Source organism: Sedimenticola hydrogenitrophicus, from assembly GCF_029017505.1.
Taxonomy (GTDB): Bacteria; Pseudomonadota; Gammaproteobacteria; order Chromatiales; family Chromatiaceae; genus Sedimenticola; species Sedimenticola hydrogenitrophicus_A.
Genome location: NZ_JAQGEI010000018.1, coordinates 35,917 through 59,691 on the forward strand (window position 1 = coordinate 35,917; position 23,775 = coordinate 59,691).

Annotated in this window: 22 protein-coding genes; 12 read left to right on the top strand and 10 right to left on the bottom strand. The window is 58.6% G+C overall.

What is annotated here, in order from left to right:
• Positions 1–38 precede the first annotated feature (38 nt).
• The 3 genes from ppnN to O9K64_RS12615 all read right to left on the bottom strand — a co-directional run bounded on the left by ppnN (position 39) and on the right by O9K64_RS12615 (position 3,762).
• On the bottom strand, positions 39–1,472 hold the full coding sequence (gene ppnN, locus O9K64_RS12605; protein ID WP_275098429.1) for a nucleotide 5'-monophosphate nucleosidase PpnN: 1,434 nt from the start codon (positions 1,470–1,472) through the stop codon (positions 39–41).
• Positions 1,473–1,734: 262 nt separating this feature from the next.
• Positions 1,735–2,910, bottom strand: a complete 1,176-nt coding sequence (locus O9K64_RS12610) for a vWA domain-containing protein (RefSeq protein ID WP_275098430.1) — start codon at positions 2,908–2,910, stop codon at positions 1,735–1,737.
• Positions 2,911–2,916: 6 nt separating this feature from the next.
• Positions 2,917–3,762, bottom strand: a complete 846-nt coding sequence (locus tag O9K64_RS12615) for an AAA family ATPase (protein WP_275098431.1) — start codon at positions 3,760–3,762, stop codon at positions 2,917–2,919.
• A gap of 287 nt (positions 3,763–4,049) precedes the next feature.
• Between O9K64_RS12615 and O9K64_RS12620 the strand changes: the two genes are divergently transcribed.
• The 4 genes from O9K64_RS12620 to ppk2 all read left to right on the top strand — a co-directional run bounded on the left by O9K64_RS12620 (position 4,050) and on the right by ppk2 (position 7,654).
• Positions 4,050–4,331, top strand: coding sequence for a YebG family protein (locus tag O9K64_RS12620; RefSeq protein ID WP_275098432.1), 282 nt, complete (start codon positions 4,050–4,052; stop codon positions 4,329–4,331).
• Between the two features lie 453 nt (positions 4,332–4,784).
• Positions 4,785–6,083: a nucleoside recognition domain-containing protein gene (locus O9K64_RS12625; RefSeq protein WP_275098433.1), complete on the top strand. Its 1,299-nt coding sequence runs from the start codon at positions 4,785–4,787 to the stop codon at positions 6,081–6,083.
• A 9-nt stretch (positions 6,084–6,092) separates the two neighbouring features.
• On the top strand, positions 6,093–6,506 hold the full coding sequence (arfB, locus tag O9K64_RS12630) for an alternative ribosome rescue aminoacyl-tRNA hydrolase ArfB (protein WP_275098434.1): 414 nt from the start codon (positions 6,093–6,095) through the stop codon (positions 6,504–6,506).
• Between the two features lie 269 nt (positions 6,507–6,775).
• Positions 6,776–7,654, top strand: coding sequence for a polyphosphate kinase 2 (gene ppk2 / locus O9K64_RS12635; RefSeq protein WP_275098435.1), 879 nt, complete (start codon positions 6,776–6,778; stop codon positions 7,652–7,654).
• 94 nt (positions 7,655–7,748) lie between these two features.
• Here the strand turns inward: ppk2 and O9K64_RS12640 are convergent, their stop codons facing one another.
• Positions 7,749–8,645 carry a DMT family transporter gene (locus tag O9K64_RS12640; RefSeq protein WP_275098436.1) on the bottom strand — a complete coding sequence of 299 codons (897 nt, stop codon included), beginning with the start codon at positions 8,643–8,645 and terminating at the stop codon, positions 7,749–7,751.
• A 336-nt stretch (positions 8,646–8,981) separates the two neighbouring features.
• Between O9K64_RS12640 and O9K64_RS12645 the strand changes: the two genes are divergently transcribed.
• Complete coding sequence (locus O9K64_RS12645; protein ID WP_275098437.1) at positions 8,982–10,409, top strand: PLP-dependent aminotransferase family protein; 1,428 nt, start codon at positions 8,982–8,984, stop codon at positions 10,407–10,409.
• A gap of 29 nt (positions 10,410–10,438) precedes the next feature.
• A complete protein-coding gene (locus O9K64_RS12650) occupies positions 10,439–11,110 on the top strand; it encodes a hypothetical protein (protein ID WP_275098438.1) in 672 nt (223 codons plus the stop codon).
• 448 nt (positions 11,111–11,558) lie between these two features.
• Here the strand turns inward: O9K64_RS12650 and O9K64_RS12655 are convergent, their stop codons facing one another.
• The 4 genes from O9K64_RS12655 to O9K64_RS12670 all read right to left on the bottom strand — a co-directional run bounded on the left by O9K64_RS12655 (position 11,559) and on the right by O9K64_RS12670 (position 15,027).
• Positions 11,559–12,242, bottom strand: coding sequence for a DUF3334 family protein (locus O9K64_RS12655; RefSeq protein ID WP_275098439.1), 684 nt, complete (start codon positions 12,240–12,242; stop codon positions 11,559–11,561).
• Between the two features lie 417 nt (positions 12,243–12,659).
• Positions 12,660–13,229: a phosphoribosyltransferase gene (locus O9K64_RS12660; protein WP_275098441.1), complete on the bottom strand. Its 570-nt coding sequence runs from the start codon at positions 13,227–13,229 to the stop codon at positions 12,660–12,662.
• Positions 13,230–13,318: 89 nt separating this feature from the next.
• Complete coding sequence (locus O9K64_RS12665; RefSeq protein ID WP_275098442.1) at positions 13,319–14,242, bottom strand: DMT family transporter; 924 nt, start codon at positions 14,240–14,242, stop codon at positions 13,319–13,321.
• 47 nt (positions 14,243–14,289) lie between these two features.
• Positions 14,290–15,027, bottom strand: a complete 738-nt coding sequence (locus O9K64_RS12670) for an alpha/beta hydrolase (protein ID WP_275098443.1) — start codon at positions 15,025–15,027, stop codon at positions 14,290–14,292.
• Positions 15,028–15,483: 456 nt separating this feature from the next.
• On the opposite strand from O9K64_RS12670, the gene galE reads away from it, so the two are divergent.
• Positions 15,484–16,494 (top strand): UDP-glucose 4-epimerase GalE, encoded by a 1,011-nt coding sequence (galE, locus tag O9K64_RS12675; protein WP_275098444.1) that lies wholly within the window; start codon positions 15,484–15,486, stop codon positions 16,492–16,494.
• Between the two features lie 245 nt (positions 16,495–16,739).
• On the opposite strand, the gene O9K64_RS12680 is transcribed toward galE, so the two are convergent.
• Positions 16,740–16,949, bottom strand: coding sequence for a hypothetical protein (locus O9K64_RS12680; RefSeq protein ID WP_275098445.1), 210 nt, complete (start codon positions 16,947–16,949; stop codon positions 16,740–16,742).
• A 341-nt stretch (positions 16,950–17,290) separates the two neighbouring features.
• On the opposite strand from O9K64_RS12680, the gene O9K64_RS12685 reads away from it, so the two are divergent.
• The 3 genes from O9K64_RS12685 to O9K64_RS12695 are packed head-to-tail and all read left to right on the top strand — an operon-like array spanning position 17,291 to position 19,637.
• On the top strand, positions 17,291–17,581 hold the full coding sequence (locus O9K64_RS12685) for an HPr-rel-A system PqqD family peptide chaperone (protein WP_275098446.1): 291 nt from the start codon (positions 17,291–17,293) through the stop codon (positions 17,579–17,581).
• A complete protein-coding gene (locus O9K64_RS12690) occupies positions 17,578–18,501 on the top strand; it encodes an HprK-related kinase A (protein ID WP_275098447.1) in 924 nt (307 codons plus the stop codon). The genes O9K64_RS12685 and O9K64_RS12690 overlap by 4 nt, the downstream gene beginning before the upstream one ends.
• 2 nt (positions 18,502–18,503) lie before the next feature.
• Complete coding sequence (locus tag O9K64_RS12695) at positions 18,504–19,637, top strand: nucleotidyltransferase family protein (RefSeq protein ID WP_275098448.1); 1,134 nt, start codon at positions 18,504–18,506, stop codon at positions 19,635–19,637.
• A 50-nt stretch (positions 19,638–19,687) separates the two neighbouring features.
• On the opposite strand, the gene O9K64_RS12700 is transcribed toward O9K64_RS12695, so the two are convergent.
• Positions 19,688–20,251, bottom strand: coding sequence for a hypothetical protein (locus tag O9K64_RS12700; RefSeq protein ID WP_275098449.1), 564 nt, complete (start codon positions 20,249–20,251; stop codon positions 19,688–19,690).
• Positions 20,252–21,287: 1,036 nt separating this feature from the next.
• Between O9K64_RS12700 and O9K64_RS12705 the strand changes: the two genes are divergently transcribed.
• Both O9K64_RS12705 and O9K64_RS12710 read left to right on the top strand, forming a co-directional pair.
• Positions 21,288–22,028, top strand: coding sequence for an outer membrane lipoprotein-sorting protein (locus O9K64_RS12705; RefSeq protein ID WP_275098450.1), 741 nt, complete (start codon positions 21,288–21,290; stop codon positions 22,026–22,028).
• Between the two features lie 251 nt (positions 22,029–22,279).
• A complete protein-coding gene (locus O9K64_RS12710) occupies positions 22,280–23,746 on the top strand; it encodes a hypothetical protein (RefSeq protein ID WP_275098451.1) in 1,467 nt (488 codons plus the stop codon).
• Positions 23,747–23,775 lie beyond the last annotated feature (29 nt).

The following is a 23,775-nucleotide window of genomic DNA, read 5'->3' on the forward strand; positions in this document are numbered from 1 at the left end:
ATACCGCCAGGAGTCTGTCGGCCAGGCCCGACAGACTCCTAGTGTGTGGTCTCCGGTTCAATAGCCCTGGCCCGGGTCAGGGTCGCCGCTTCGGCCGACTTCACGATCTCGTAGCAGGGCAGATAGTCGCCCTTGACCTTCATCCGTCCCTGACGGGTGAATGAGGTCAGCAGCTCGTCCATGGCGTTCATCAGCTCCGGCTCGCCGGTGATCTGGAACGGACCGCGTTCGCGAATGGCGTTGATGCCCGGTTCCTTGACATTGCCGGTGACGATGCCGGAGAGGGCGCGGCGCAGGTTGGCCGCCAGTTCCTGGGTCGGCAGATCCCGGGACAGTTGCAGTTTCGCCATGGATTCATGATCCGGCACGAAGGGTTCCTGAAACTCCTGTTCGATATGCAGCGACCAGTTGTAGTGGAAGGAGTCATCGCGCTGGCGTCGCTCCTTGGTGACATGCAGCAGGGCATCATTGACCAGCTTGGCGACCAGGCCGGGGTTGCCGATCACTTTTCTCACCAGGTTCAGCGCCGTGCTGCCCAGGGTCATCTCAATGAAGCGGATCACCGAATCGAAATAACCGCTGGAGGATTCCGGGCCGGTGAGAAAGATAGGCAATTCGATGTCGAGGTTGTCCGGATGAGAGAGCACGCCGAGGACGAACAGCAGTTCCTCCATGGTGCCCACCCCGCCGGGGAAGATGATCAGCACATGCCCCAGGCGGATGAAGGCCTCCAGGCGCTTCTCGATATCGGGCATCACGATCAGCTCATTGACAATGGCGTTGGGTGCCTCCGCGGCGATGATGCCGGGTTCGGTCAGGCCGATATGCCGCCCCTTGGTGTGCCGCTGTTTGGCATGGGCGATCGCCGCACCCTTCATGGGTCCCTTCATGGCGCCGGCGCCGCAGCCGGTGCAGATGTCAATCCCGCGCAGCCCCAGGTAGTAACCGATCTCCTTGGTATAGTCGTACTCCTCGACCGGGATGGCGTGACCACCCCAGCAGACCACGGTGTTGGGTTTCTTGCCGGGATGGAAGGCGCCGGCGTGACGCAGCCGGTAGAAGATCTCGTGACTGATCTGCATGTTGGGCGCAAGGTGCTTGTGATTGCTGGCGGTGTCGCGCAGGTAGAGAATATCCCGCAGCACCGAGAACAGGTGGTAGCGGATACCTTCAATCAGCTGATCGTCAACAAACGCCTCCGCCGGTGCGTTGGAAACCTCCAGCACAATGCCCTGATGCCGCTCCCTGACCTGGATATCGAAATCCGGGTACATGGACATCAGCTCCTCGCAGTTGTCCACCTGAGAGCCGGAACTGAGCACCGCCAGGGCGCATTTGCGGAACAGCCGGTGCAGGCCGGTGCCGGTGACGTCTCGCAGTTGTTCGATCTCCCGCCGGGAGAGGACGGCCATGTGGGAGGCGGGGCGGATGGTGCTATTGACTACTTTGTTAATTACTCTCTTTTTTAACATTGGACTTCCTGACGGGCCGGCATTACCCAGCCACTAAGAATGTGTTTTTTGGTGGATACAGGGAACGGTCAACTGTTCGGAACGGGTCGGTGTGAGACCTTTGCCAACGGTCGGATCCCCGCGATCCCCTTGTTTTTCTGTAATGGTTTAAGCATAGCCGATTACGGCGCAACCGTCCCGAATCCTTGGGCTACCGGTGTCCGAAGCTTATCGCCGATTATTTGCATTTTTATGAATCGACTTCCCCGGATCCCTGACGTTGTTACTGGCTCAGCAGTTTCATGCCTCGCTCCAGCCCCTCCAGGGTCAGCGGAAACATGCGGTTCATCATGATCTCGCGCAGCAACTGGATCGAATCGATGTAGGGCCATTGATGTTCCGGCTGCGGATTGATCCAGATGGCGTTGGGGTAGGCCCCGAGCAGCCGGCCCATCCAGACCATGCCGGTCTCCTGATTCCAGTGCTCCACCGAGCCGCCGGCATAGGTGATCTCGTAGGGACTCATGGTGGCGTCGCCGACAAAGATCAACTGGTAGTCCGCGCCGTAGGTGTGGATCACGTCCCAGGTGGAGAGAGGTTCGGAGCGACGGGTGCGGCTGTCCTTCCAGACCGCCTCGTAGACGCAGTTGTGGAAATAGAAGTGCTCCAGGTGCTTGAACTCCGAGTGGGCCGCCGAGAACAGCTCCTCGCAGACCTGGACATGGTCGTCCATGGAGCCGCCGACATCGAGAAACAGCAGCACCTTGGCCTTGTTGTGGCGCTCCGACACCATCTTCAGATCCAGCAGGCCGCCGTGATGGGCGGTGGAGCGGATGGTGGCCTCCAGGTCCAGCTCCTCCGGCGCGCCGCTGCGGGCGAAGCGGCGCAGCCGTTTCAGCGCCACCTTGATGTTGCGGGTGCCCAGTTCCACCGAATCGTCCAGATTGCGGAACTCGCGTCTGTCCCACACCTTCACCGCCTTGCGATGACGTGAGCGCTCCTGTCCGATCCGCACCCCTTCCGGATTGTAACCGTAGGCGCCGAACGGGGAGGTGCCGCCGGTACCGATCCATTTACTGCCGCCCTGATGCCTTTCCCGCTGCTCCTCCAGGCGTTTTTTCAGGGTCTCCATCAGCTTCTGCCAGCCCATGGCATCGAGCTTTTGCTTCTCCTCTTCACTGAGGTATTTCTCCAGCTGCTTGCGCAGCCACTCCTCGGGAATCGCGGCGGTGATGTTCTCCCCGCTATCGGTAATCCCCTTGAAATAGCCGCCGAAGGCCTGGTCAAAGCGATCGAACAGTCGCTCATCCTTGATCAGGCAGGTGCGGGAGAGATAGTAGAAATCGTCCACGCTGGAGAAGATGACCCGCGCCTGCATGGCTGCCAGCAGATCCAGGAACTCGCGGATGGTGACGGGCAGTCCGGCCTCCTTCAGGTGATAGAAGAACTCAACCAGCATGGCGGATCAGGAGCGGCTGCGACGGTGCATGAAGGCGAGGCGCTCGAACAGATGGACATCCTGCTCGTTTTTCAGCAGCGCCCCGTGCAGCGGCGGGATGGCCTGCCGCGGGTCGCCGCTGTGCAACGCCTCCGGGGGGATGTCCTCGGCCATCAGCAGCTTCAGCCAGTCGAGCAGTTCCGAAGTGGAGGGTTTCTTTTTCAGCCCGGGCACCTCACGCAGCTCGAAGAACACCTCCAGGGCCTGTTGCAACAGCTGTTTTTTCAGGTCCGGGTAGTGCACCGCGACGATCTGTTCCATGGTCGTCTTGTCGGGGAAGCGGATGTAGTGGAAGAAGCAGCGGCGCAGGAAGGCGTCAGGCAGCTCTTTCTCATTGTTGCTGGTGATGATGATCAGCGGCCGCTGTTTCGCCTTGATCAACTGCTGGGTTTCATAGACATAAAACTCCATGCGGTCGAGTTCCCGTAGCAGGTCATTGGGAAATTCGATATCCGCCTTGTCCACCTCATCGATCAGCACCACGGAACGGCCTTCATGGGCAAAGGCATCCCACAGCTTGCCCCTGACGATGTAGTTGCCGATATCGTGCACCCGGTCGTCACCCAGTTGCGAATCGCGCAGCCGGGAGACCGCATCGTACTCGTACAGCCCGTGCTGCGCCTTGGTGGTGGATTTGATGTGCCACTGAAACAGCGGCTGGTCGAGTGCCTTGGCCACCTCTTCGGCCAGCATGGTCTTGCCGGTTCCCGGCTCACCCTTGATCAGCAGCGGACGCTCCAGCTGGATCGCGGCATTCACGGCGAGCATCAGATCATCGGTGGCCACGTAGGTATCTGTTCCGTTGAATCGCATATCGGTTTCCGGGTGCTCTGCTGGGTAATTGCGCTATTCTCCAACAAACTCGTTGCAATTGAAATAAAAGTGGCGGGTGCCGATTGGATAAAGCGGCACGGCTCACGAGCACATCCCGCTTGACGTTCTATATAAGTTCTCTGTATGATGTCTCCGACTTCAACGAAACCCGACTGATCTGGGTCGATCAGAACCGGTCGGGATTAAAGGGTCATTAATCCCGTCCGTTCTTCCGTGACTCTCGGTAGGTGGGATTTCATTAAGGTTCAGCGCAGGGTGAAGAGACTATGGCCGTTATTGCAATGTGGAAATGTGACCGGGACAACAGCATGTTCGAAGACAAAAAGACGGCGGATGCCCATGACCGGATGCTGGAGCTGGGCGAGCAGTTCGCGCATTTGCTGGAGCAGGTGATCCCCGGGGTCGATGAGAAGGCCGCCGAAGAGTTCGGGCTGGTGCTGGCAAGAAACAAGGAGTTGATCATCCAGGCCTGCAAGGGAAGGCCGGAGGCGCTGGCTGAAATAGAGCTGCAGGATGGGAAGGTCACCCGGTTGAACGCCTCCCGTTGACGATTTCGGAAGCCGGTGGCACCGCGACCTCCCCCATACCCACTCGCTACCGGCTTCCACCTATCCGCCGTTTTATCCGCAGTATAGTGACACCAAGATAGAACACGCCCGTATCCGCGGCCACCGACCATCGGGATGGTTTTATAACTCAAGTTTTGGGGTTCACAAGGCGTCGTTCAGGGCGGGCTACTCCCTTTCCGGGACCGTCGGAGGCACGGATGCCGACGCCGAGCGTACAGGGACGTATTTACAGCGTGTCTCGGAAAGGGGGCGGCCCGCCCGACGTTTGGAACTAAACTCCGAAACTTGAGTTATAACTCACCCTGTAGTAAATCTCATGATCCGGCGCTATGCGCGAGTTCGCAGAGATCATCCCATGCGCCCGCCTGGTTGCCCCCGCTATATACATCGCGTATAAGCGGTAGCAACCTAACAATAATCGCTACCGTTCCCATGAATGTCGTCTTTTTCCTGCTGGTACTTATTGCCTTTCTGACCGCCGCCTGGCGGCAGTTCAGCCTCCCCGCGGCCGATATCACTCCCATGGATGCACTCTCCCGGGCGTTGATCGATTCGGCTACCGGCGCGGTGGAGCTGGCGTTGGGCCTGGTGGGTGTGATGGCGCTGTTCCTCGGCCTGATGAAGATCGCCGAACAGGGCGGCCTGCTGAAGATCCTGGCCCGTCTGATCCGGCCGTTGATGGTCAGGCTGTTTCCCGATGTGCCGGCAGATCACTCCGCCATGGGGGCAATGATCCTGAACATGTCGGCGAATATGCTGGGGCTGGGGAATGCCGCCACGCCATTCGGCATCAAGGCGATGCAGGAGCTCGACCGCCTGAACCCCTGCAAGGGGAGTGCAACCGATTCGATGGTGCTGTTCCTCGCCATCAACACCTCAAGCATTACCCTGCTGCCCACCGGCGTGATCGCCCTGCGGGCCTCGGCCGGCTCGGCCGACCCGGCCGGTATTCTGCCGACCACCTTGTTCGCCACAGTCTGCTCGACCCTGGCCGCGATTCTGGCGGTCAAAGGCTATCGGCGGTTTTTTCCGCTCACCGGGGAAGCGGTAGAGCGGCAAGCGGCAGATTCGGATGAAGCCGGGCAGAACAACGCGCAGCCGGACATTGCGCTGGCGGAGGATGCAGGCAGCGGTTACCCGGCCTGGGTCTCCCTGACGGCACTGATCGGTTTTTTGCTGCTGATACCGCTGATGGTACTCTATGGCCAGGTCGTCTCTCCCTGGATCCTGCCGGGACTGATGCTCGGTTTCCTGCTGTTCGGTATGCTGCGCAGGGTGCCGATCTACGAGAGTTTTGTCGAGGGGGCGAAGGACGGCTTCCAGGTGGCGCTGAAGATCATCCCTTATCTGGTGGCCATCCTGGTTGCGGTCGGCATGTTCCGGGCCAGCGGCGCCATGGAGTGGCTGGTGGGGCAGATCGGCCAGCTCACCAGCCTGTTCGGACTGCCCGCCGAGGCGTTACCGATGGCACTGCTGCGGCCGCTCTCCGGATCGGGTGCCTACGGGGTGATGGCCTCCATCATCAACGACCCCGCAATCGGTCCGGACAGCTACATCGGCTACCTGGTATCCACCCTGCAGGGCTCGACCGAAACCACCTTCTATGTGCTGGCCGTCTACTTCGGGGCGGTCCAGGTGAGACGCATCCGCCATGCCCTGGCGGCCGGACTGACAGCAGATATCGTGGGGGTGATCGCGGCGGTGGTGGCGGTGTCGTTTCTCTATGGCTAAACTGATCCCATGCTGCATATCATCAATAGCGTAACCATCTCCGAGAACGAGGTCGAGATCAGCGCCATCCGTGCCCAGGGCGCGGGCGGCCAGAACGTGAACAAGGTCTCCACCGCCGTCCATCTGCGTTTCGATATCAAGGCCTCCTCCCTGCCACCCTTCTACAAGGAGCGGTTGCTACACTTCAAGGATCAGCGCATCTCCAAGGAGGGGGTGGTGATCATCAAGGCACAGCGTTTCCGCAGCCAGGAGAAAAACCGCGAGGAGGCGCTGTCGCGTCTCAGGGAGCTGATCCTGGCGGCGACCCGGATACAGAAACCGCGTAAACCGACCCGGCCCACCCGCAGTTCGCAGAAAAGGCGCCTGGAGAGCAAGGATAAACGGGGCAGGATCAAGGCGCTGCGGGGGCGGGTGGATGAGTGAGGTAATTTGCCGGCACGGGTTGATTTAGGGCTCGCGCAAAAATAAGTTCCGGTATTCGGTCGCCACTGAACCCCTCCATCGGCGTTACGCTTTTTGGCAAGGGAGCGGCCATAGCCTGCAAAGCGTGCCTTGCCGGCGTGGCCCAGTGACGCCCACGGTACTACGAAATTATTCTTGCGCGAGCCCTTCGCGCAAACCCCGGCCATTAACGGTTGTTGTGGCGGTCCGGTTCGGGGCATCATGCAAGCTCGATCGGGAGATGAGGCGTTATGGGCAACAAAAAGAAATCGAACAACCAGGGTGGGCGCGGTGAGGAGCGGAATCCCTACGTTGAAGAGTCACTGGATGAAGTGGCCGACGCGCCGATCCTGAAAATCAAGAACTCGGTGTATGAGGAGGAGCTGTTCCGGCTGCAGTTGGAACTGGTGAAGCTGCAGGCCTGGATCGCCCAGGAGAAACTCAAGGTTGTGGTCATCTTCGAGGGCCGCGACGCGGCCGGAAAGGGCGGCGTGATCAAGCGCATCACCCAACACCTCAATCCGCGTATCTGCCGGGTGGTGGCACTGCCGGCACCGACCGAGCGGGAGACCACCCAGTGGTATTTTCAGCGTTATGTCACCCATCTACCCGCCGGCGGCGAGATGGTGTTGCTCGATCGCAGTTGGTACAACCGCGCGGGTGTCGAGCGGGTGATGGGATACTGCGATAACGAGGAGTACAGCGAATTTCTCCGCTCCTGCCCCGAGTTCGAGCGCATGCTGGTGCGTTCCGGCATCATCCTGATCAAGTACTGGTTCTCGGTATCGGACGAGGAGCAGGAGCGGCGTTTCCAGAGCCGTCTGGAAGAGCCGCACAAACGTTGGAAACTGAGCCCGATGGATCTGGAGTCACGCTCCCGCTGGGTAGAGTATTCCCGGGCCAAGGATATGATGTTCGCCCATACCGACATCAAGCAGGCGCCCTGGTACGTGGTCAAGTCCGATATCAAGAAGCATGCCCGGCTCAACTGTATTGCCCATCTGCTGAGCATGATCCCTTATGAGGACCTGACGCCGCGGGAGATCGTCCTGCCGGAACGCAAGGAGAGTCTGGGTTATGTGCGTCCGCCGATGTCGGACCAGACCTTCGTGCCGGAGATCTATCCCTGAGACAGTGGGGGATGCGTACCACAATGAAGGCAAATGAACACGACCCTGGCCGACTTTATCCCCTTGGTCCACACCCGGGCGGATTCGCGGGCCCTCAGCTCCGTTCAAGAACCCTGGCGGGATTGCGGATCACCAGAAAGACCCCGTAGGCGGTCAGGCTGATCCCGGCGATACCCCAGACGGTAAGCCGTTCATCAAACAGGATCCAGGCGATCAGGGCCGTCACCGGGGGCGTCAGGTAGAAATAGGCCGCCACCTTGGTGGCCTCGCCCTCCCGAATCATCAGCATCAGCAGCAAGATGGCGCTGAGCGAAAGGCCGAAAACCAGCCATAGCAGTGCGGCGACGAACTGCGGTTGCCAGTCGATCTCCCGGGTTTCAAACAGCAGTGCCAGCAGGCTCATGATGAGGGCGTTGGCCAGATACTGATAAAAGGTGCCGGTCAGGAGATCGATCTTGGCACAGTAACGCTTCTGCAACAGGGTGCCGAAGGTGATACCGAACAACGCCATCAGGGCAAACAGCAGGGAGAGGTAACTGAACTGCAGGGCATGACTGTTGGCCTTTCCCAGCAGCAGTACCATGGCCACACCGAGGATGCCCAGCAGCAGTCCGGTGAGCTGTTTGCCGCTGATACGGGCCCCCATCCAGAGCCAGGCGATCAGGGCGGTCAGTATCGGCTGCAGCCCCACCAGCAGCGAGGTCAGCCCGGCCGCCATGCCGGCGTTGATCGCGGCAAACACACCGCCGAGGTAGGCAGCGTGGACCAGCGATCCCACCAGCATGGAGTGCAGCGCCCCCTGGCGCGTGGGCCATTGCGGCCGGTAGAGGCGGATCAGGACCAGGAACACCCCCAGGGTGATGTACATGCGGATGGCGAGCAGGGTGAAGGGCTCGGCAAAGGGCAGCGCGTACTTGGCGCCGATAAACCCGGTTGCCCACAACAGGACAAACAGAATGGGGATCCAGCGCAGCAGTTGGGGTGAGGGCATAGTCGGCTTCCAGGTTAGGGTCGCGGTAAAAATTAAAGTATTCCAAGATCGCACAGCTATCGGTTTGCTCACAAGGCGTGCAAAGGGGCGCATAGCGGGCCTATGTAACCCTTTGCACAACGCCGTGAGCAGGCCGAGAGCGAAGCGAGATGGGATAGTTTATTTTTTTAGCGGCCCTTAAGTCAGGCATGAATATATAGGGCCTGGAGCGGTGGTTATAGGGGCAGATAGGGCCAAAAACAGCGGGTACAGATTCGCCGCAAGATAAATAATTTGCGTATTAAATTATTTGTACCTATCCTGAAAGTCTGATTAATTCCCGCCCCGGGGGGGCCGATGTACCTCTACCGGCGTCTCATGACCCAGCTGGCGCATCAGATCGAGACGGGTGTGCTCAGACCGGGGCAGACACTGCCGTCGATCCGCGAGCTGGCGCTGCAGCGCTCGGTCAGCCGTAACACGGTGATCCAGGCCTATGACCGGCTGGCCGAGCTGGGGCTGATCGCGCCCCGGGACCGGTCCGGTTTTTATGTCCTCTGCTCCACTGCCAGAACCGAGCCGGCCACTGCCATCGATGAACTGATGCCGTCGACCCCGGGGCGGGATCACCTGGCATTTTCGGTGGTGCGTTCCGCCGGTTCCAGCCTGCTGGCGCCGCTCGGCAGCGCCCATCCGAGTGGGGAATTCCCGGCGCTCCAGTCCTTTCGGCGAATCTACAATCGCCAGCAGCGGATTGCCCGCCGGGAGGAGGTGCGACTCACCCAGTATGAGGTACCGCCCGGCCACGCGGGACTGCGTCGGCAATTGGTGCGCCACATGGCGCGATCGGGGACGGTGGTCGACGCGGAGGAGATTGTCATCACCAACGGCTGTCAGGAGGCTCTGAGCCTGGCGCTGCAGACCGTGGCCGCCGCGGGCGATATCGTGGCGATCGAGTCGCCCGGCTTCTATGGCACCCTGCAGTGCCTGGAGGTGCTGGGGATGCGAATCCTGGAAATTCCCTCCGACCCGCTGCACGGCATCAATCTGGAGCTGCTGTCCAAGGCGTTGGAGCGCTGGCCGATACGGGTGATCCTGGTCAACCCGCTGTTCAGCAACCCGCAGGGGCACGTGATGCCCGAAAACGCGGCGCGACGGCTGTTGTCGCTGGCCGAGCGCTATGATCTGCCAATAATCGAGGACGACGTCTTCGGCGACCTGAGTTATGAGAAGGGACGGCCGCGAACGGTGCGCTCCTGGGATACCCAGGGGCGGGTGTTGCTCTGTTCATCCTTGTCGAAAAGCCTGGATTCCGATCTCAGGCTGGGTTGGGTTGCCGCCGGGCGTTACAGCGAACCGCTCTGTTATCGAAAATATGTGACGACCATGGCCTGTCGCGGTCAGATCCAGGCCGCCGCCGCGGAGTTTCTCTCCGGCAGCCGTTTCGGCCGGCATATCAGGACGGTCACTCGCTGCTACCGGGAGCGACGGGATTTCGCCCTGGAGGCGATTAACCGCTTTTTCCCCGATCCGACCCATGTAAATATGCCGCTTGGCGGATTCCACTGCTGGGTCGAGTTGCCGGCGGCGGTCAATTCGACCCGGCTCTATAGCGAGTTGATGCAGCAGGGGATCAACGCCACCCCGGGGTCGCTGTTCGGGACCCGGGGACAGTTCGACCATTTTCTCAGGATCAACTATTCGTGTATTAATGATCGTGAAAAATATACTAAAATATTCAACAAGATAGGTAATACTATTAATTCTATTTGTGATACTGTTTAAGCGGTATTCCCTATCAAGGGCGGTAGTCGATGGCGAAAGAAGATGCACGTATTCCAGCCGAGATCGGCTGTCTTGATACCGAGAACCTGCGGGTCACCCTGATTTCTACCCAGGGGGCCCACTGTGACGTGTGGCAAACGGCCGGATATCACTTTGAGCGGGAGAAGAATCGCGCCTTCGATATGGTGATAAAACGCCACACCCTGACCTGTCATTCCCTCGAAGTGATGATCTATCGGCGTGACTATGGGATGCTGAAAAAAAAGCTGCACGATATTATCCCCGAGGCCATTTTTGTGCGCACCCGCATCGATGGCGAGGAGAATATGCTGGTCCTGGCACAGGCTTTTACCCCCTGGTTCAATCTGGCCAATCCGGCCATCGCCGATGACGCTATCCCACTGCTGGCTAAGCTGCACAAGGCGAGGCTGCAACTTGGGCTGTTCATTCAGACAGCCAAGGAGATCCGGTATGAACAGCAGAAGGTGATAGATCTATACGGTCTGGATAATCTGGTGCTGGATAAAAACAAGGAGGTCCGTTACCTGGACAGCTTCGAGGTGTTTTTTCACGAGGACCTGCTCTATATAATCGATGACCCCGGCGAGGATCTGCGGGAAAAGATCGATGTTTCAGTCAAACGGCTTGCCTACCTGGAGTTCCTGCTGGCGAGAGCCAATGAACTGGCGGCCACTATTTAGGCTCGCGCAAGGTAACTACTCACCCAAGGTGTCCATTAAAGCCCCTCCAGTGCACCACGGAGGCACAGAGGACACAGAGGTTAACTGAACAACATAGCGTGGCGGGTAATTGGAGCCGACCCCCCCTCGATCCTGGAATACACCGCTTACAGACCACAGGATGGGAGACACGGGAGAATCTTGTGGTTTCTCTGTGTCTCCGTGGTGTGGATAGGGGGGAGTAGTTACCGCGCGAGAATAATTCTGTAGTTCGTAGCCTGGATGAAGCCCACCCCACGAATACCCTGTGATACAAAACTCCGGGCGGGCGGAATCCGGGCAACGCACAACGTCTGCTTTGCTCCCCGGATTACGCCGCGATGAGCGCATGGGGTAATTCCTGTTTCGGTGCCAGCGGCTTCATCCGGGCTACGGTGCCGGTACCGCTCGGCGGCACCGCTGTTCGAGGCTAGATACCCAGTTCGTCCAGCAGGCTGTCGGAATCACTGCGGTCATCGCCGGAGGTAGCTTGCGCCGCGGCCGCCCTTTTATTCGCCTCGCCTTCCAGGATGTCGTCGGGATCAAAATCGCCCTGCTGCTCGAATTCATGCAGCTGGATAAACTCGGTTTTATCCATGGCAAGCTCAAGATAAAAAATATTGTTGCGCTGGGTGGTGAAGGTGACCCGACGCGCCTGCGGCCGGTCCAGATTGGTGTTGATGGAGAGCAGTACTTCCTTGTTGATGGTCAGCATCTTGGGCTGATTCTGATTGATCGGGGTCAGCAACTGTTTGCCCACATTGCTGATGAAATCGCCGATCATCTGGTTCATCAGTTCGCCCAGCACGTTGCCGACCTCATCCGAGGTGTGGCTGACCGCCAGCTCCTCGCGCGGGATGCCCATGTTCGAGAGGTAAGCCTGATAGAGTTCGAGGGCGGCGGCGGCGGTAAAATTGATCACCACCAGTCCGGAGAAGCCGCCATCGAACAGGACAAAACAGCCGATGTCCGGTTTCAGGCAGGTGCGGTTGATCTTCTGTACCATGGCCGAGTAGTTGATCTCGTTGTGCGTGGCGGTGGTGAGTACCGAAGTGACCGACTTGCAGAGCATGATCAGGATATCATCCGTGGTGACAATTTTTGTCTTCGCCATCGAGTAGAGCCTCGTGTTTTTATGTTTTTGTTATGTAGTTGAAATTAACTTATCGACCATTGTTCATACAACTTAGGGCCCGCGCAAGAATAATTCCGTAGTACCGAGGGCGTCACTGGGCCACGCCGGCAAGGCACGCTTTGCAGGCAATGGCCGCTCCCGGCCATCCATGGCCTCCGCGGCATAAGTCCATCCATGGACAAACCTGTTCCCTTGGCAAAAAGCGTAACGCTGGCGGCGGGGTTCAGTGGCGACCGAATACAGGAACTTATTTTTGCGCGAGCCCTTAATAACCATACTGCACTCCATGACACCACGGCAACTGATCCGCGATGACGGTGATCTCGCATCCCGCCCGGAGATCCGTATTCGCATCCATCAGCTGGTTGATGATCCGGCAAGTTCCGCAGAGGAAATCTACTCAATCAGCCCCTTGCTGCGAAACAGCACTTCCATCTCCGGTTTGTTGGCCAGTATCTCCTGCTGGTCCAGGCCCTTCATCTCATGGGGAAACACCAGCCACTGATCCGTCTCATGGATATAGTAATCGGGCGTCAGCGCGGTCCGGTTGTTGCCCGGTTTGTACCAGGGGGTGGCGATGCGGATCTGTTCCGGCATGTTGCGCCGGCTCTTCTCCCGCAGGGAGTCCAGGATCGCCTGCAGGCTCAGGCCGGAGTCGAATACATCATCGACGATCAGCAGGGAGCTGTCCCAGTCCATGTTGCGTATCAGGTAGCCGAGGCCGTGTACCCGTACCTCCTTGTTGCGCTCGCCGATGCCGGTGTAGGAGGAGGTGCGGATGGCGATATGATCCGATGGTACACCAAAGTAGTCCAGGATCTCCTGTACCGCGATACCGACCGGCGTACCGCCGCGCCAGACGCCGACGATAAAGTCGGGCCGGAAGCCGCTTTGCAGGATCTCCAGTCCCAGGCGGAAGGAATCGGTCAGCAGCTGTTGGGCGGTTATGTAGTATTTATCACTCATAGGGAAGGGTTCTGTGTGCCGGGTTATTGCGGGACCTGTTTTGCATCCCTGCGAGAATAATTCGTGCCGGCCGGCAAAGGCAACCATTTTCAGGCGGTTTCACGTGCCGGCTGCTCTTCATCCCGGGGCGGGGCAGGTGGTTTGCCCAGTTGTTGCAGCACATTACCGGCAATAATCAGCAACAGCCCGGCACCGCTGGACCAGTGGATCTCTTCGCCGACGATGAAATGAATCAGGAACAGCGAGAGGATCGGCGAGAGGAAGATCAGATTGGCCACCTTGGCGGTGCTCTCGGTCAGGCGCAACGCCTTTAGCCAGAGTACAAAGGTGATACCCATCTCGAACAGGCCCACATAGGCCGCACCGTACAGTCCCTTTATCGAGTCAAACCCGAACCCGGCGGTAAGCCAGGTAATCAGGGCAATCACCGGAATGGCGAACAGGAAATTGAGGAACAGCCCGACCACCGGTTCCATGCGGCCGCGGGTGTTGAAGATCCAGAACAGCGACCAGATCAGGGTGCTGCCAAGGGCCAGCAGGACCCCGTAACCGTTGCTGAAGCGGAGTTCCAGGGGGGCGCCGTGGGTGGCGATCACCAGGATACCGAAATAACTGATGCCGATGGCCAGCAGGTCGAGCCGGCGCAGATGCTGCTTGAGCAGGGGGACCGCCAGGATGGAGAGGGTGATGGCCCAGGTGTAGTTGAGCGGCTGTGCCTCCTGGGCCGGCAGCAGGTCATAGGCCTTGAACAGCACCCAGTAGTAGAGGCAGGGATTGAGCAGGCCCAGCGTGGCGCACAGTAGCAGGTCGCGGCGCGAGGTCTGCAGCAGCAGCCGTAAATGGCCCTGCCATAGCAACACCACGAGCAGTACCAGCAACGAGGCGATGCTGGCGTAAAACAGCAGCTGTATCGGTTCCAGGTGGCGCAGCGACAGTTTGAAGGCGGTGGCCACCGTGGACCAGAGCAACACGGCGCTGCCCCCGTAGAGGTAGGCTTTGGCTTGCCGGGTCATGCGCTACCAAATCCGACCGACGGCCCGGGTTGTGGCGCCGGCAGCCATCAAAGCTGTTCCAGGGAGTTGAGGATCAGGCGCAGATCGGCCGCCTCGGAGAGCCGGTGATCCCCCTGTTTGATCAGGGTGAGGGTGGCGTCTCCGCTCTCCAACCGTTCGCAGGTCTGGCGGCTGAACGCCCAGGCTACATCCGGGTCCCGCATGCCGTGAAACATCCGCACCGGGCAGTGGATGGGGATGGGCCTGTCCAGCAGGCAGTGGTTCTCTCCCTCTTCGATCAGTTTTCGGGTGATGGGATAGGGCTGTTGATCATCATAGTCGCAGGGGATCAACACGCGTCCCTCGTCGCTCAATTGCTGTTTCTGCTCTTCCGTGAACATAGCCAGCAGCAGCCGCCGGGTGAAATCGGTGGCGCAGGCGAGGGTGATCAGGGCGTGTACCCGTTGCGGCCGGGCGATGGTGGCCAGCAGCGCGAGCCAGCCGCCCATGCTGGAGCCGACGATGATCTGCGGCCCTTCGGTCAGCCGGTCGATAACCGTCAGGGTGTCAGCCAGCCACTCGCCGATGGTCCCGGTTTCAAAATCGCCGCTGGACTGGCCATGTCCGGAATAGTCGAAACGGATAAAGGCGCGTCCCTGTTCCCGGCACCACTGCTCCAGGGTGACCGCCTTGGTGCCGGTCATGTCCGATTTGAACCCGCCAAGGAAGAGCACGCCGGGTCCCGTCCCCTCCAGCTTATGGTAGGCGATCCGTTTGCCGTCGGGCAGATTGAGGAGACGGAGCATAGCGGTAGTCACCGGGGTTGATCCCGTACCTGCAAAAACAACCGATGATACCCCGCGGAGGCGCTATTGCAACCGAGAAAAATCCACGGCCATGTCAAGTCGTGCGGCGTATCCGTCGGATCGCCACGCCCCATATCATTCACCCGCTCCGCTTCGTGCTGCCGCGAGGCTGTTAAATCACACTTCGCTGTTGCAGAATAGACGAGTCACACAGATTGGTAGCCTGGATGTAGCCCGCCGCATGGGATTTGAGACATCTGCGCTCTTCGCGGGCGGAATCCGGGATTGTGGCGGGGGCGGCCTGGTTCCCGGATTGCGCCGCGCTGTTCATGTGGTTGTTTCCGTTTGAGAGTGGCGGCTGCATCCAGGCTACGGTGATCCCAGGTGTCAAACCACACCACCCTGTTGCAGAATAGCCCATCTCAATAAGTGCTCAATGGAAGTCAGGATAATCCAATGAAAGTACTGGTTACCGGCGGTGCCGGTTACATCGGATCTCACACCTGTGTGGAGCTCCTGGAGGCCGGCCATCAGGTGGTGGTTATCGATAACCTCTGCAACAGCAGCCGGATCTCCCTGGACCGGGTAGCCGCCATCACCGGTCGGCGCGTCTCTTTTGTCGAGGGGGATATCCGGGACCGGGAGACACTGACCCGGCTCTTCTCCCGGGAGGGGATCGATGCCGTGATCCATTTTGCCGGCCTGAAGGCGGTTGGAGAGTCCGTCAAATTGCCGCTGGCCTATTACCAGAACAATATCACCGGCAGCCTGACGCTACTGGAATCGATGGCGGCGGCGGGTATAAAGCGCCTGGTGTTCAGCTCCTCTGCGACGGTCTATGGTGATCCGGACTCCCTGCCCATCCCCGAGGATTTCGCCCTGTCGGCATCCAATCCCTACGGTCGGTCAAAGTTGATGATCGAGGAGATGCTGCGGGATCTCCATGCTGCCGATGATGCCTGGGATATCTCCATCCTGCGCTATTTCAACCCGGTGGGTGCCCATGAGAGCGGCCTGATCGGGGAAGACCCGGGCGGTATCCCGAATAACCTGATGCCCTGTATCTCACAGGTGGCAGCGGGCCGGCTGGAACGGTTGTCGATTTTTGGCGGCGATTATCCGACCGCCGATGGTACCGGGGTGCGGGACTATATTCACGTGGTCGATCTTGCCCGGGGGCATCTCGCGGCGCTGGATAAACTGGCCGGGCACCCCGGGGTGATCACCCATAATCTCGGAACCGGTCGTGGTTACTCGGTGCTGGAGGTGGTGCGGGCATTTGAGCAGGCAAGCGGCCGGCCGGTGCCCTACCGGATTGGTGATCGCCGGCCCGGGGATATCGCTGCCTGCTATGCCGACCCGGCGCGGGCGTCGGTCGAGCTCGGCTGGCGTGCGGAACGCGGACTGGAGCAGATGTGCCGGGACAGCTGGCGATGGCAGCGCGCCAATCCGGAAGGTTTCCAGTGATCCGATTTCCGCTAGGAGCCTGTCGGGTTTGACCGGCCGTAGCGAGGGAAAGCCGATTTGTTCCGCACATCCCTGTGCTTCACCCCTTCGGGGTTGGCACGTCAATCGCTCCCGGCGATTGAATGAGCCAGATTTTTCGATCTTTCGAGGCGAATAGTGGGCTTATTTAACGAGAAAGATCGGGAAATATGGCCAAATTCGGCTTTTCCGCAGTAGGTCAGTGTTAAACCCGACAGGCTCCTAGGTTATGGTGCTGAATTCGATTTCCGGTAGATCAGCTCCACCTTCATCAGGATAGCCAGCACCATGAGGGCGACCCCTGTATTGAGCAGGGTCATCGATTCGAAACCGGCCAGGTAATAGAACCCCCCGAGTCTGGCCAGCCCCGCTATCAGGCAGACCAGAATACCGATTATTCCCGCGACCGTTCCAATGTTTGCCAAGAGTGTATTCATCTCGCTCCCCTTTGTGACCCGGAAGACAGACGCGAGCGTCGATTGCACTAAATGATTGTGACCATAATACACTGAACAGGTAATCGACCGGCTGTCTAAGCGTAATCATAGGCAGCGAGCGTAAGGCTGCCCAGGAGTTTGTCGGTCAAACAGCCAGATCCACGCTCACAAGTAGTTGCATGTTTAGATGGCGTGGCCCTGCCGGGATAGCCGATCGACGGGACAGAACGATAAAAACCGGGTATGCTAACAGCTGCTCCTGTTTGTATATAACTACTTGATATTACAGGTAACAGGTGATAGTGATCAGCGCTATGAGTGGGATGGACCGAGCCGAAAAAATGGAGAGGAGATGGTTTGCCAATGCCCCGGAACAGTTTTGCTGGAGCATCTGGCCAGATGAGGAGGAGGCGGTACTTTTTCATCAGGGGTCCGGCGATACCCTGATGCTGAATCCTCTGGGTGAGTTTCTGCTCAAGCGGCTGCAGCTGGAACGCCAGACTCCCTCCGAGCTGATGCGATCCGCCGCCGATTACTTTGAGATTGACGCCAACGGCGAGTTGGCGGATGCCGTCCACCTCTCGCTGCTTACCTTCCGCTCCCTGGGCCTGGTTATCTCAGACTCGCTGTGAAAGTAGCCGATCTCAGCCAGCGCGACATGGCCGGCCTATTGACCGGGAAGGGGTTACCGATACAGATCGGGCCTTTCTGGATCAATTTGCACTCCACTATTCCCGATCTCCTGCGACACGTAACCTTTTTTTACGCCGGGTACGAGACCACGGAATCGGCGCGGTTCTTTGATTTTCATATCACGCTGAAAAACGCCGGCGGTCTGCGGCGCTGGGTAAAACCCCAGGTACATTTTCTGCTGGATGAATATGCCCCGTTCAAGCCGCTGCCCTATATCCATGCCTTCGCCATGTTCGAGTGGGGTCTCAACTGGTGCATCGCCACCACCGCGCATCGCTATCTGATTATCCACGCCGCGGTGCTCGAGAAAGCGGGCCGCGGGGTCATCATGCCGGGCGTGCCGGGCTCCGGTAAGAGTACGCTCTGTGCGGCCATGGCGCTGCGTGGCTGGCGCCTGTTGTCGGATGAGATGGTACTGCTGGATCCGGCAACACGGGAGATCACCCCGGTGCCGAGGCCCGTCAGCCTGAAAAATGAATCGATAGGGATTATTCGGGATTTCTCGGCTACGGCGGAAATCGGGCCGGCGGCGGAAGATACGGCGAAGGGAACGGTGGCGCACCTGAAGCCATCGGAAACGAGCATCCGGCTGGCCAGGGCAACCAGCCGGCCGCATGCGATCGTGTTCCCTAAATACCAAGCGGACAGCCGTACCCGTCTGACCGAGAAAGCCAAGAACAGCGCGCTACTGGAGATACAGGAGAACGCGTTCAACACCCATATCCTGGGTAAGGTCGGATTTGAGTCGGCAACATCACTGATCAACGGCTGTCCGGTCTTCTCGCTGGAGTATTCGCAACTGGAGGAGGCGTTGCCGATCATGGAACGGCTGGTTGCTGATTCGGAGGTCCCCGCCTGATCATGGCTGAGCCACTTATCGTACAGGTCCTGGTGTCACCGGAAAGGATAACCCGGTTCTCCGCGGCCGAATGGGATCTCCTGATGCGCCAGGCAAAGGCGGCAAACCTGCTTGCCCATCTTCACCAGGTGTTACAGGACCGGGTGCTGGGGGACGGCATACCGGAAGGGCCGGCCCATCACCTGAGGGCCGCGAACCTGATCACCCAGCGGAGCGTACTGGCGGTCCGCTGGGAGATCTCGCAGCTGCAGGAGGCGCTGTACAGCCTCGCCATCCCTATTGTCCTGCTCAAGGGGGCCGCCTATGTCATGGCGGATCTGCCGATCAGCCGCGGGCGGCTGTTTCATGATATCGATATCCTGGTGCCCAGGTCGGCGGTCGAGGATGTAGAGAAGCGACTGTTGACGTGGGGGTGGCGTACAACCCCTGGCAGCGCATACGATCAACGCTACTATCGTACCTGGATGCACGAAATCCCCCCGATGAGACATATCAAGCGCCAGACGGTGCTGGATATTCACCACTCAATCCTGCCGCTGACGGCGAGACTCAAGCCCGACCCGCAAAAACTCCTGGCGCAGGCAACCAACGATGGGGGGCAGGGGGATCTCTACTGGTTGTGTGACCTGGACCTGATCCTGCACAGCGCAACGCACCTGTTCCATGATGGCGAACTGGAGCATGGGCTGCGGGATCTGGTGGATATCGCCGAGCTGCTGCGGCACTTTGCGGGGCGAGCCGGCTTCTGGCCGGCGCTGTGTGACCGGGCGCAGGAGATGGACTTGGTGCGTCCACTGATTTATGGGTTACGTTATGTCCAGCTCCTGTTGGCAGTGGACATTCCCGATGATGTGACATTGTGGATGCGTGACCGGCTTCCGGGGAGCTTGCTCGATTCGACCATGGACAGTCTGTTTCTCCGCGCCTTGCGACCGGATCATGCAAGTTGCGGGATGTGGGGCACCGGACTGGCGCGCTGGGCGCTCTATGTGCGTTCGCACTATCTGCGCATGCCGCTGAAACTGCTCATCCCCCATCTGGTGAGGAAGGCGCTGACCGGGGAAGATGAGGGGGAGCTGCCGGGGGAAGTACAGCGCTTTATCGCCAATAATCCGCGCAACCGGGATCCCGGCTGACTTGAGCCTTATCCGGCACTCGCGGCCAGACAAAATCGTGCGACAGACCGTCAGGCCCAGGTGCTGTTCAGGAACGACTGGAAGTCGGCGATTTGACCGCCCAACGTCGGATCGGCCCAGAGCGTCATTACCTGTTCCACGCTCAGGACGTAGTTGGAGTCAGTCATGGCATTCAACAGGGCGGTAATGATCAGGAACTCGTCACTGCTCCCGTCGGTGCAGAGTATTTCGTACATCGAGCGGTTGAGCGCGTCCTGCGGCCCGGAGAGGAAGTAATCGTTGAACAGAGCCCCTCCCTCGCATTTCCAGTTGCCATTGCCATTGCCGTTACCGTTGATACAGTCACTGCAGGAACTGGGTGGGGTGCCCTCCGGTGTGAAACCGGCCGCAATGGGCCAAGCCCCCGGGTTCTCCAGCCAGTACTCCGGGTTCAGCCCCAGATTACATTCGCCACGATTCGGATCGGACAGGTTGCCGGAGAGCATATTCGAGAGGCAACCCACACCGAACACGGGGCGCGATACCACCGACATCAATACAGGGGAGGCGAGCAGGCTCGCCTTGGTAAATTGCCTGCGACTCGATGAGATGCCTTTCTCAATCGGACTATCCAACTTTGATTCCTTGTTTGTCTCTCGATTCTTCGACATTACTTGTTACTCTATGGTTATCTGAGCTTCAAATCGAGTTGCTTCTCGAGCCTGTTCCTGAGCTGGGCTCAGGATTGTCCCTCATGTTGTAGAAGGTAGCACTTATTCAGCGCTTGGAAAATGTTCGCGGAATAAGTGTAAAAATATCCAATAGAATCAAATAGTTCCTTATGGGTTTCAATGTCTCGGAGTAGGGTATTCGCGCACGATTATATAATCTCCCAAATAACCGGTGGTTAGCGACACCAGGCAACCAGTTATGCGGTTAAGGCATGGCAAGTTTTTAACCTGACTTTAAGCACCGAAGTCGTAAACATTCCCCCACCTCTGCCTGTATTAGGCGGCCGCGCCAGCTGTCAATAGTAATGCAAATACCAAGCCACCAGATTTATTGTAAATATTAACAATGGCTTGGAGAGTAGTTGTTTGTGAGCCCGGTGTACTGTGTAAAAAAAATCGACAGGTGTAGGGCGTAGCGGAATGAGTCAGGTTTCAAGTTGGTCTGGCTAAAACTTTCAGGGTGTTGCCGCCATCCGTGGCTAAACTATAAATGATTTTTACAACCGGTTGAAAAGGCCCGGGGAGTGGTTGGGTGGCTGGATGACGTGTATCCCCGTTGACCTTCGGCTGACGTGTGGTCCCGGTACGGATGGTTTTGGTTGTTCACGAACTGCGATACCTTTCTCGGCGCCTTAGGATTAATGCCTGCATAATCAACGAGATACCTATTTTCTGAAATGGGTTCACCGACTTGCCTAATGTGGCTGGAGAGAGTGTGTCCCGGATCAGGCGTGGGATGCCTGATGAAAAAATGGCAGTTAAATAAATCAACTTGCAATACATTCAAGTAGTTATAGAATGTTTCAGATATGGATTATTAAGAGAGCCGGTCGGTTCTCGTCAAGGCAGAAGCGGAACCATGGTCACAAAAGGCATAGCCCGACGGATGATTGCAGCCTGTTTGCTGATTTCGCCTGTTGCCGTTCTTGGGAGTGAACCCTTGAGCAATGCTGAGGGGGCGGCGTTGGCCCAGGCGGTTTACGATCGACCCAATGGCAATGATTTAAGTGCCCTCGTGGTGATGACACTTCAGGGAAAGGAGAGTCAATCCAGACGGCGGGTGCTCTACAGCTACGCGAAGGAGAAGGGCGCCGGAGAGCGCTGGACCCTGATGCGCTTCATTCAGCCGGATGATATCGCGGGAACCGGGCTGCTGACCCAGGATCACCCCGGGGATGCGAGTGATCAATGGCTCTATCTGCCGGCTCTGAAAAAGGTCCGGCGAATTTCATCTTCACGAAAAGGCGGCCGCTTCGTCGGTTCCGACTTTTTTTATGAAGACCTGCTCGACAGGGAAGTCGACATGGATCATCACTACCTACAGGGTAAGGGCAGCGTGGGAAAGGTGCCCTGCGAGATCCTGGTCAGTACCCCCAGGGATCCGGATAACTCGGTCTATTCAAAACGGGTCAGCTGTATCTACCGCAAGATTCTGATCCCGTTGAAAGTGGAACTGTTCGAGCGGGGCAGGGAGAAACCGAGCAAAATGCTCTCCGCCAGAAGAATCAAGAAAATCCAGGGCTACTGGAGCATCCTGGAGAGTACCATGTATGATCTGAACTCCGGGCACCGTACCCAGCTGCTGACCGAAAAGATCAAGTACGACCAGGGTCTGCCCGATCGGCTCTTCACCCAACGTGATCTTACCGACGATACCAATGAAAAGGCCTACCGCCCCTAAGGGCTCGCGCAAAAATAAGTTCCGGTATTCGGTCGCCACTGGACCCCGTCGGCGGCGTTACGCTTTTTGCCAAGGGAACGGCTTTGTCCATGGATGGACTTATGCCGCGGAGGCCATGGATGGCCGGGAGCGGCCATTGCCTGCAAAGCGTGCCTTGCCGACATGGCCCAGTGACGCCCTCGGTACTGCGGAATTATTCTTGCGCGAGCCCTAAACCGGGGCAGTCATCTTGAACAGGGGAACCTAGCCGTATGGCACACATCAATAATAAATTCGACAGCACCACGCTGTTGGCCTGGCTCTGTATTGCACTGTCGCCACTGGCCACGTCGGCCGCGGAACATGCGCCGGATGAGGAGCTTTTGATCATTGAAGAGGAGCCGGCGATTGATCAAGGTCGGCCTGCCGTACCGTCGGAAGAGCTTTTGATCATTGAAGAGTCGGGGAGTGACGGGATTCTGCTTGAGTCGGAAGAGCAGACGCCCATCCCGGAGAGTGACCAGGCTATTGCCGGGGACAGCGATCTCTCCCTCAAGCTGGATGAGTTGCGGGCCGAATACGGGGTGTTCAACCGTTCGGCCTCGAATGCCAATGGCCAGGGCTATCTGCATGGCCAGGCGACGGCGCTCTGGAGTCCCGCCGGTCGCTGGGACCTGCAGGCCTCCGTCCGGCTGGACGGCTATTTCCAGCACGGCAGCCGGGATTGGGAACATGCCACGCTTGATTATGGCGAGACCTTCATCCGTTATCGTGCGGATAACTTCAGGCTGACCGCCGGGGCGCAGAAAATAGTCTGGGGGCGGATTGATGAATTTCCCCCTACCGATCGACTCAGTACCCACGACCTGACCCGCTATATCCTGGATGATCTGGCCGATCGCAAGCGGGCCTCGCCGGCGATCCGCTATGAACACTTCTTCGGCGAGAACAAACTGGACGTGGTCTTTCTACCCTATTTCAGGGAAGCGGAGTTACCGGGGGTCGACAGTGTCTGGTTCCCGGTTGACCGGGAATCGGGCCAGATTTTTGGTTTGAAATCCACGCCGGCCAGTGCGGCACTGATCCAGAGTGCCCCGGTGGATGTCAAGGCGGCGGATTCGGATGGTGGTTTCGGTATTCGTTATAGCGGCACGGGGGAGGGGTTGGACTACGCCCTGACCGTGCAGAAGGTCCGGCAATCGATCCCCTATTTCAGCTTCAACAGTTCCCGTGGGGTGCTCGAGGCAAGATACCCGCGCAGTTGGTTGCTCGGCGGCGATCTCGGTGTGGAGGCGCTGGGGGCGATCTGGCGTCTTGAGGCCGGCTGGCTGAGTGATGCCCCGGTTACCCGCACCGACGGCTCCTTCGATACGGTCAGGAGCCTGAACTGGGGTGCCGGCGTGGAGTTCTTTCCGGGGGATGGCGATGCCCGGGTCAATCTGCAGTTGACCGGCATCAACCATCTCGATGCGCCGGCTGTCATAGACCGGACCGAGGTCTACCTGTTTGGCGGCTCGTTAGAGGTCCCCTTTGCCCGTGATCAATGGCGGGTGAAGGCGCGATTCTATAAGGGGCTGGATACCCATGATCTCTATCTCAATCCCGAAATTGCCTACACCGGCTGGGACTCCCAGGAGGTGTATCTGGAGGCGCACTACTTTGAGGGTTCCGCCGGTACGCCCGGCGCCTTCCATCAGGATAATTCACTGCTCGCCGTCGGGTGGCGAGCAAAGTTCTGACCCCAAGATTTTATGAATTTGCCTGATTA

Excerpts from the sequence above, each read along its gene's own strand:
- ppnN (WP_275098429.1), bottom strand. The coding sequence starts at position 1,472 with ATGTTAAAAAAGAGAGTAATTAACAAAGTAGTCAATAGCACCATCCGC.
- O9K64_RS12610 (WP_275098430.1), bottom strand. The coding sequence starts at position 2,910 with ATGCTGGTTGAGTTCTTCTATCACCTGAAGGAGGCCGGACTGCCCGTC.
- O9K64_RS12615 (WP_275098431.1), bottom strand. The coding sequence starts at position 3,762 with ATGCGATTCAACGGAACAGATACCTACGTGGCCACCGATGATCTGATG.
- O9K64_RS12620 (WP_275098432.1), top strand. The coding sequence starts at position 4,050 with ATGGCCGTTATTGCAATGTGGAAATGTGACCGGGACAACAGCATGTTC.
- O9K64_RS12625 (WP_275098433.1), top strand. The coding sequence starts at position 4,785 with ATGAATGTCGTCTTTTTCCTGCTGGTACTTATTGCCTTTCTGACCGCC.
- arfB (WP_275098434.1), top strand. The coding sequence starts at position 6,093 with ATGCTGCATATCATCAATAGCGTAACCATCTCCGAGAACGAGGTCGAG.
- ppk2 (WP_275098435.1), top strand. The coding sequence starts at position 6,776 with ATGGGCAACAAAAAGAAATCGAACAACCAGGGTGGGCGCGGTGAGGAG.
- O9K64_RS12640 (WP_275098436.1), bottom strand. The coding sequence starts at position 8,645 with ATGCCCTCACCCCAACTGCTGCGCTGGATCCCCATTCTGTTTGTCCTG.
- O9K64_RS12645 (WP_275098437.1), top strand. The coding sequence starts at position 8,982 with ATGTACCTCTACCGGCGTCTCATGACCCAGCTGGCGCATCAGATCGAG.
- O9K64_RS12650 (WP_275098438.1), top strand. The coding sequence starts at position 10,439 with ATGGCGAAAGAAGATGCACGTATTCCAGCCGAGATCGGCTGTCTTGAT.
- O9K64_RS12655 (WP_275098439.1), bottom strand. The coding sequence starts at position 12,242 with ATGGCGAAGACAAAAATTGTCACCACGGATGATATCCTGATCATGCTC.
- O9K64_RS12660 (WP_275098441.1), bottom strand. The coding sequence starts at position 13,229 with ATGAGTGATAAATACTACATAACCGCCCAACAGCTGCTGACCGATTCC.
- O9K64_RS12665 (WP_275098442.1), bottom strand. The coding sequence starts at position 14,242 with ATGACCCGGCAAGCCAAAGCCTACCTCTACGGGGGCAGCGCCGTGTTG.
- O9K64_RS12670 (WP_275098443.1), bottom strand. The coding sequence starts at position 15,027 with ATGCTCCGTCTCCTCAATCTGCCCGACGGCAAACGGATCGCCTACCAT.
- galE (WP_275098444.1), top strand. The coding sequence starts at position 15,484 with ATGAAAGTACTGGTTACCGGCGGTGCCGGTTACATCGGATCTCACACC.
- O9K64_RS12680 (WP_275098445.1), bottom strand. The coding sequence starts at position 16,949 with ATGAATACACTCTTGGCAAACATTGGAACGGTCGCGGGAATAATCGGT.
- O9K64_RS12685 (WP_275098446.1), top strand. The coding sequence starts at position 17,291 with ATGGAGAGGAGATGGTTTGCCAATGCCCCGGAACAGTTTTGCTGGAGC.
- O9K64_RS12695 (WP_275098448.1), top strand. The coding sequence starts at position 18,504 with ATGGCTGAGCCACTTATCGTACAGGTCCTGGTGTCACCGGAAAGGATA.
- O9K64_RS12710 (WP_275098451.1), top strand. The coding sequence starts at position 22,280 with ATGGCACACATCAATAATAAATTCGACAGCACCACGCTGTTGGCCTGG.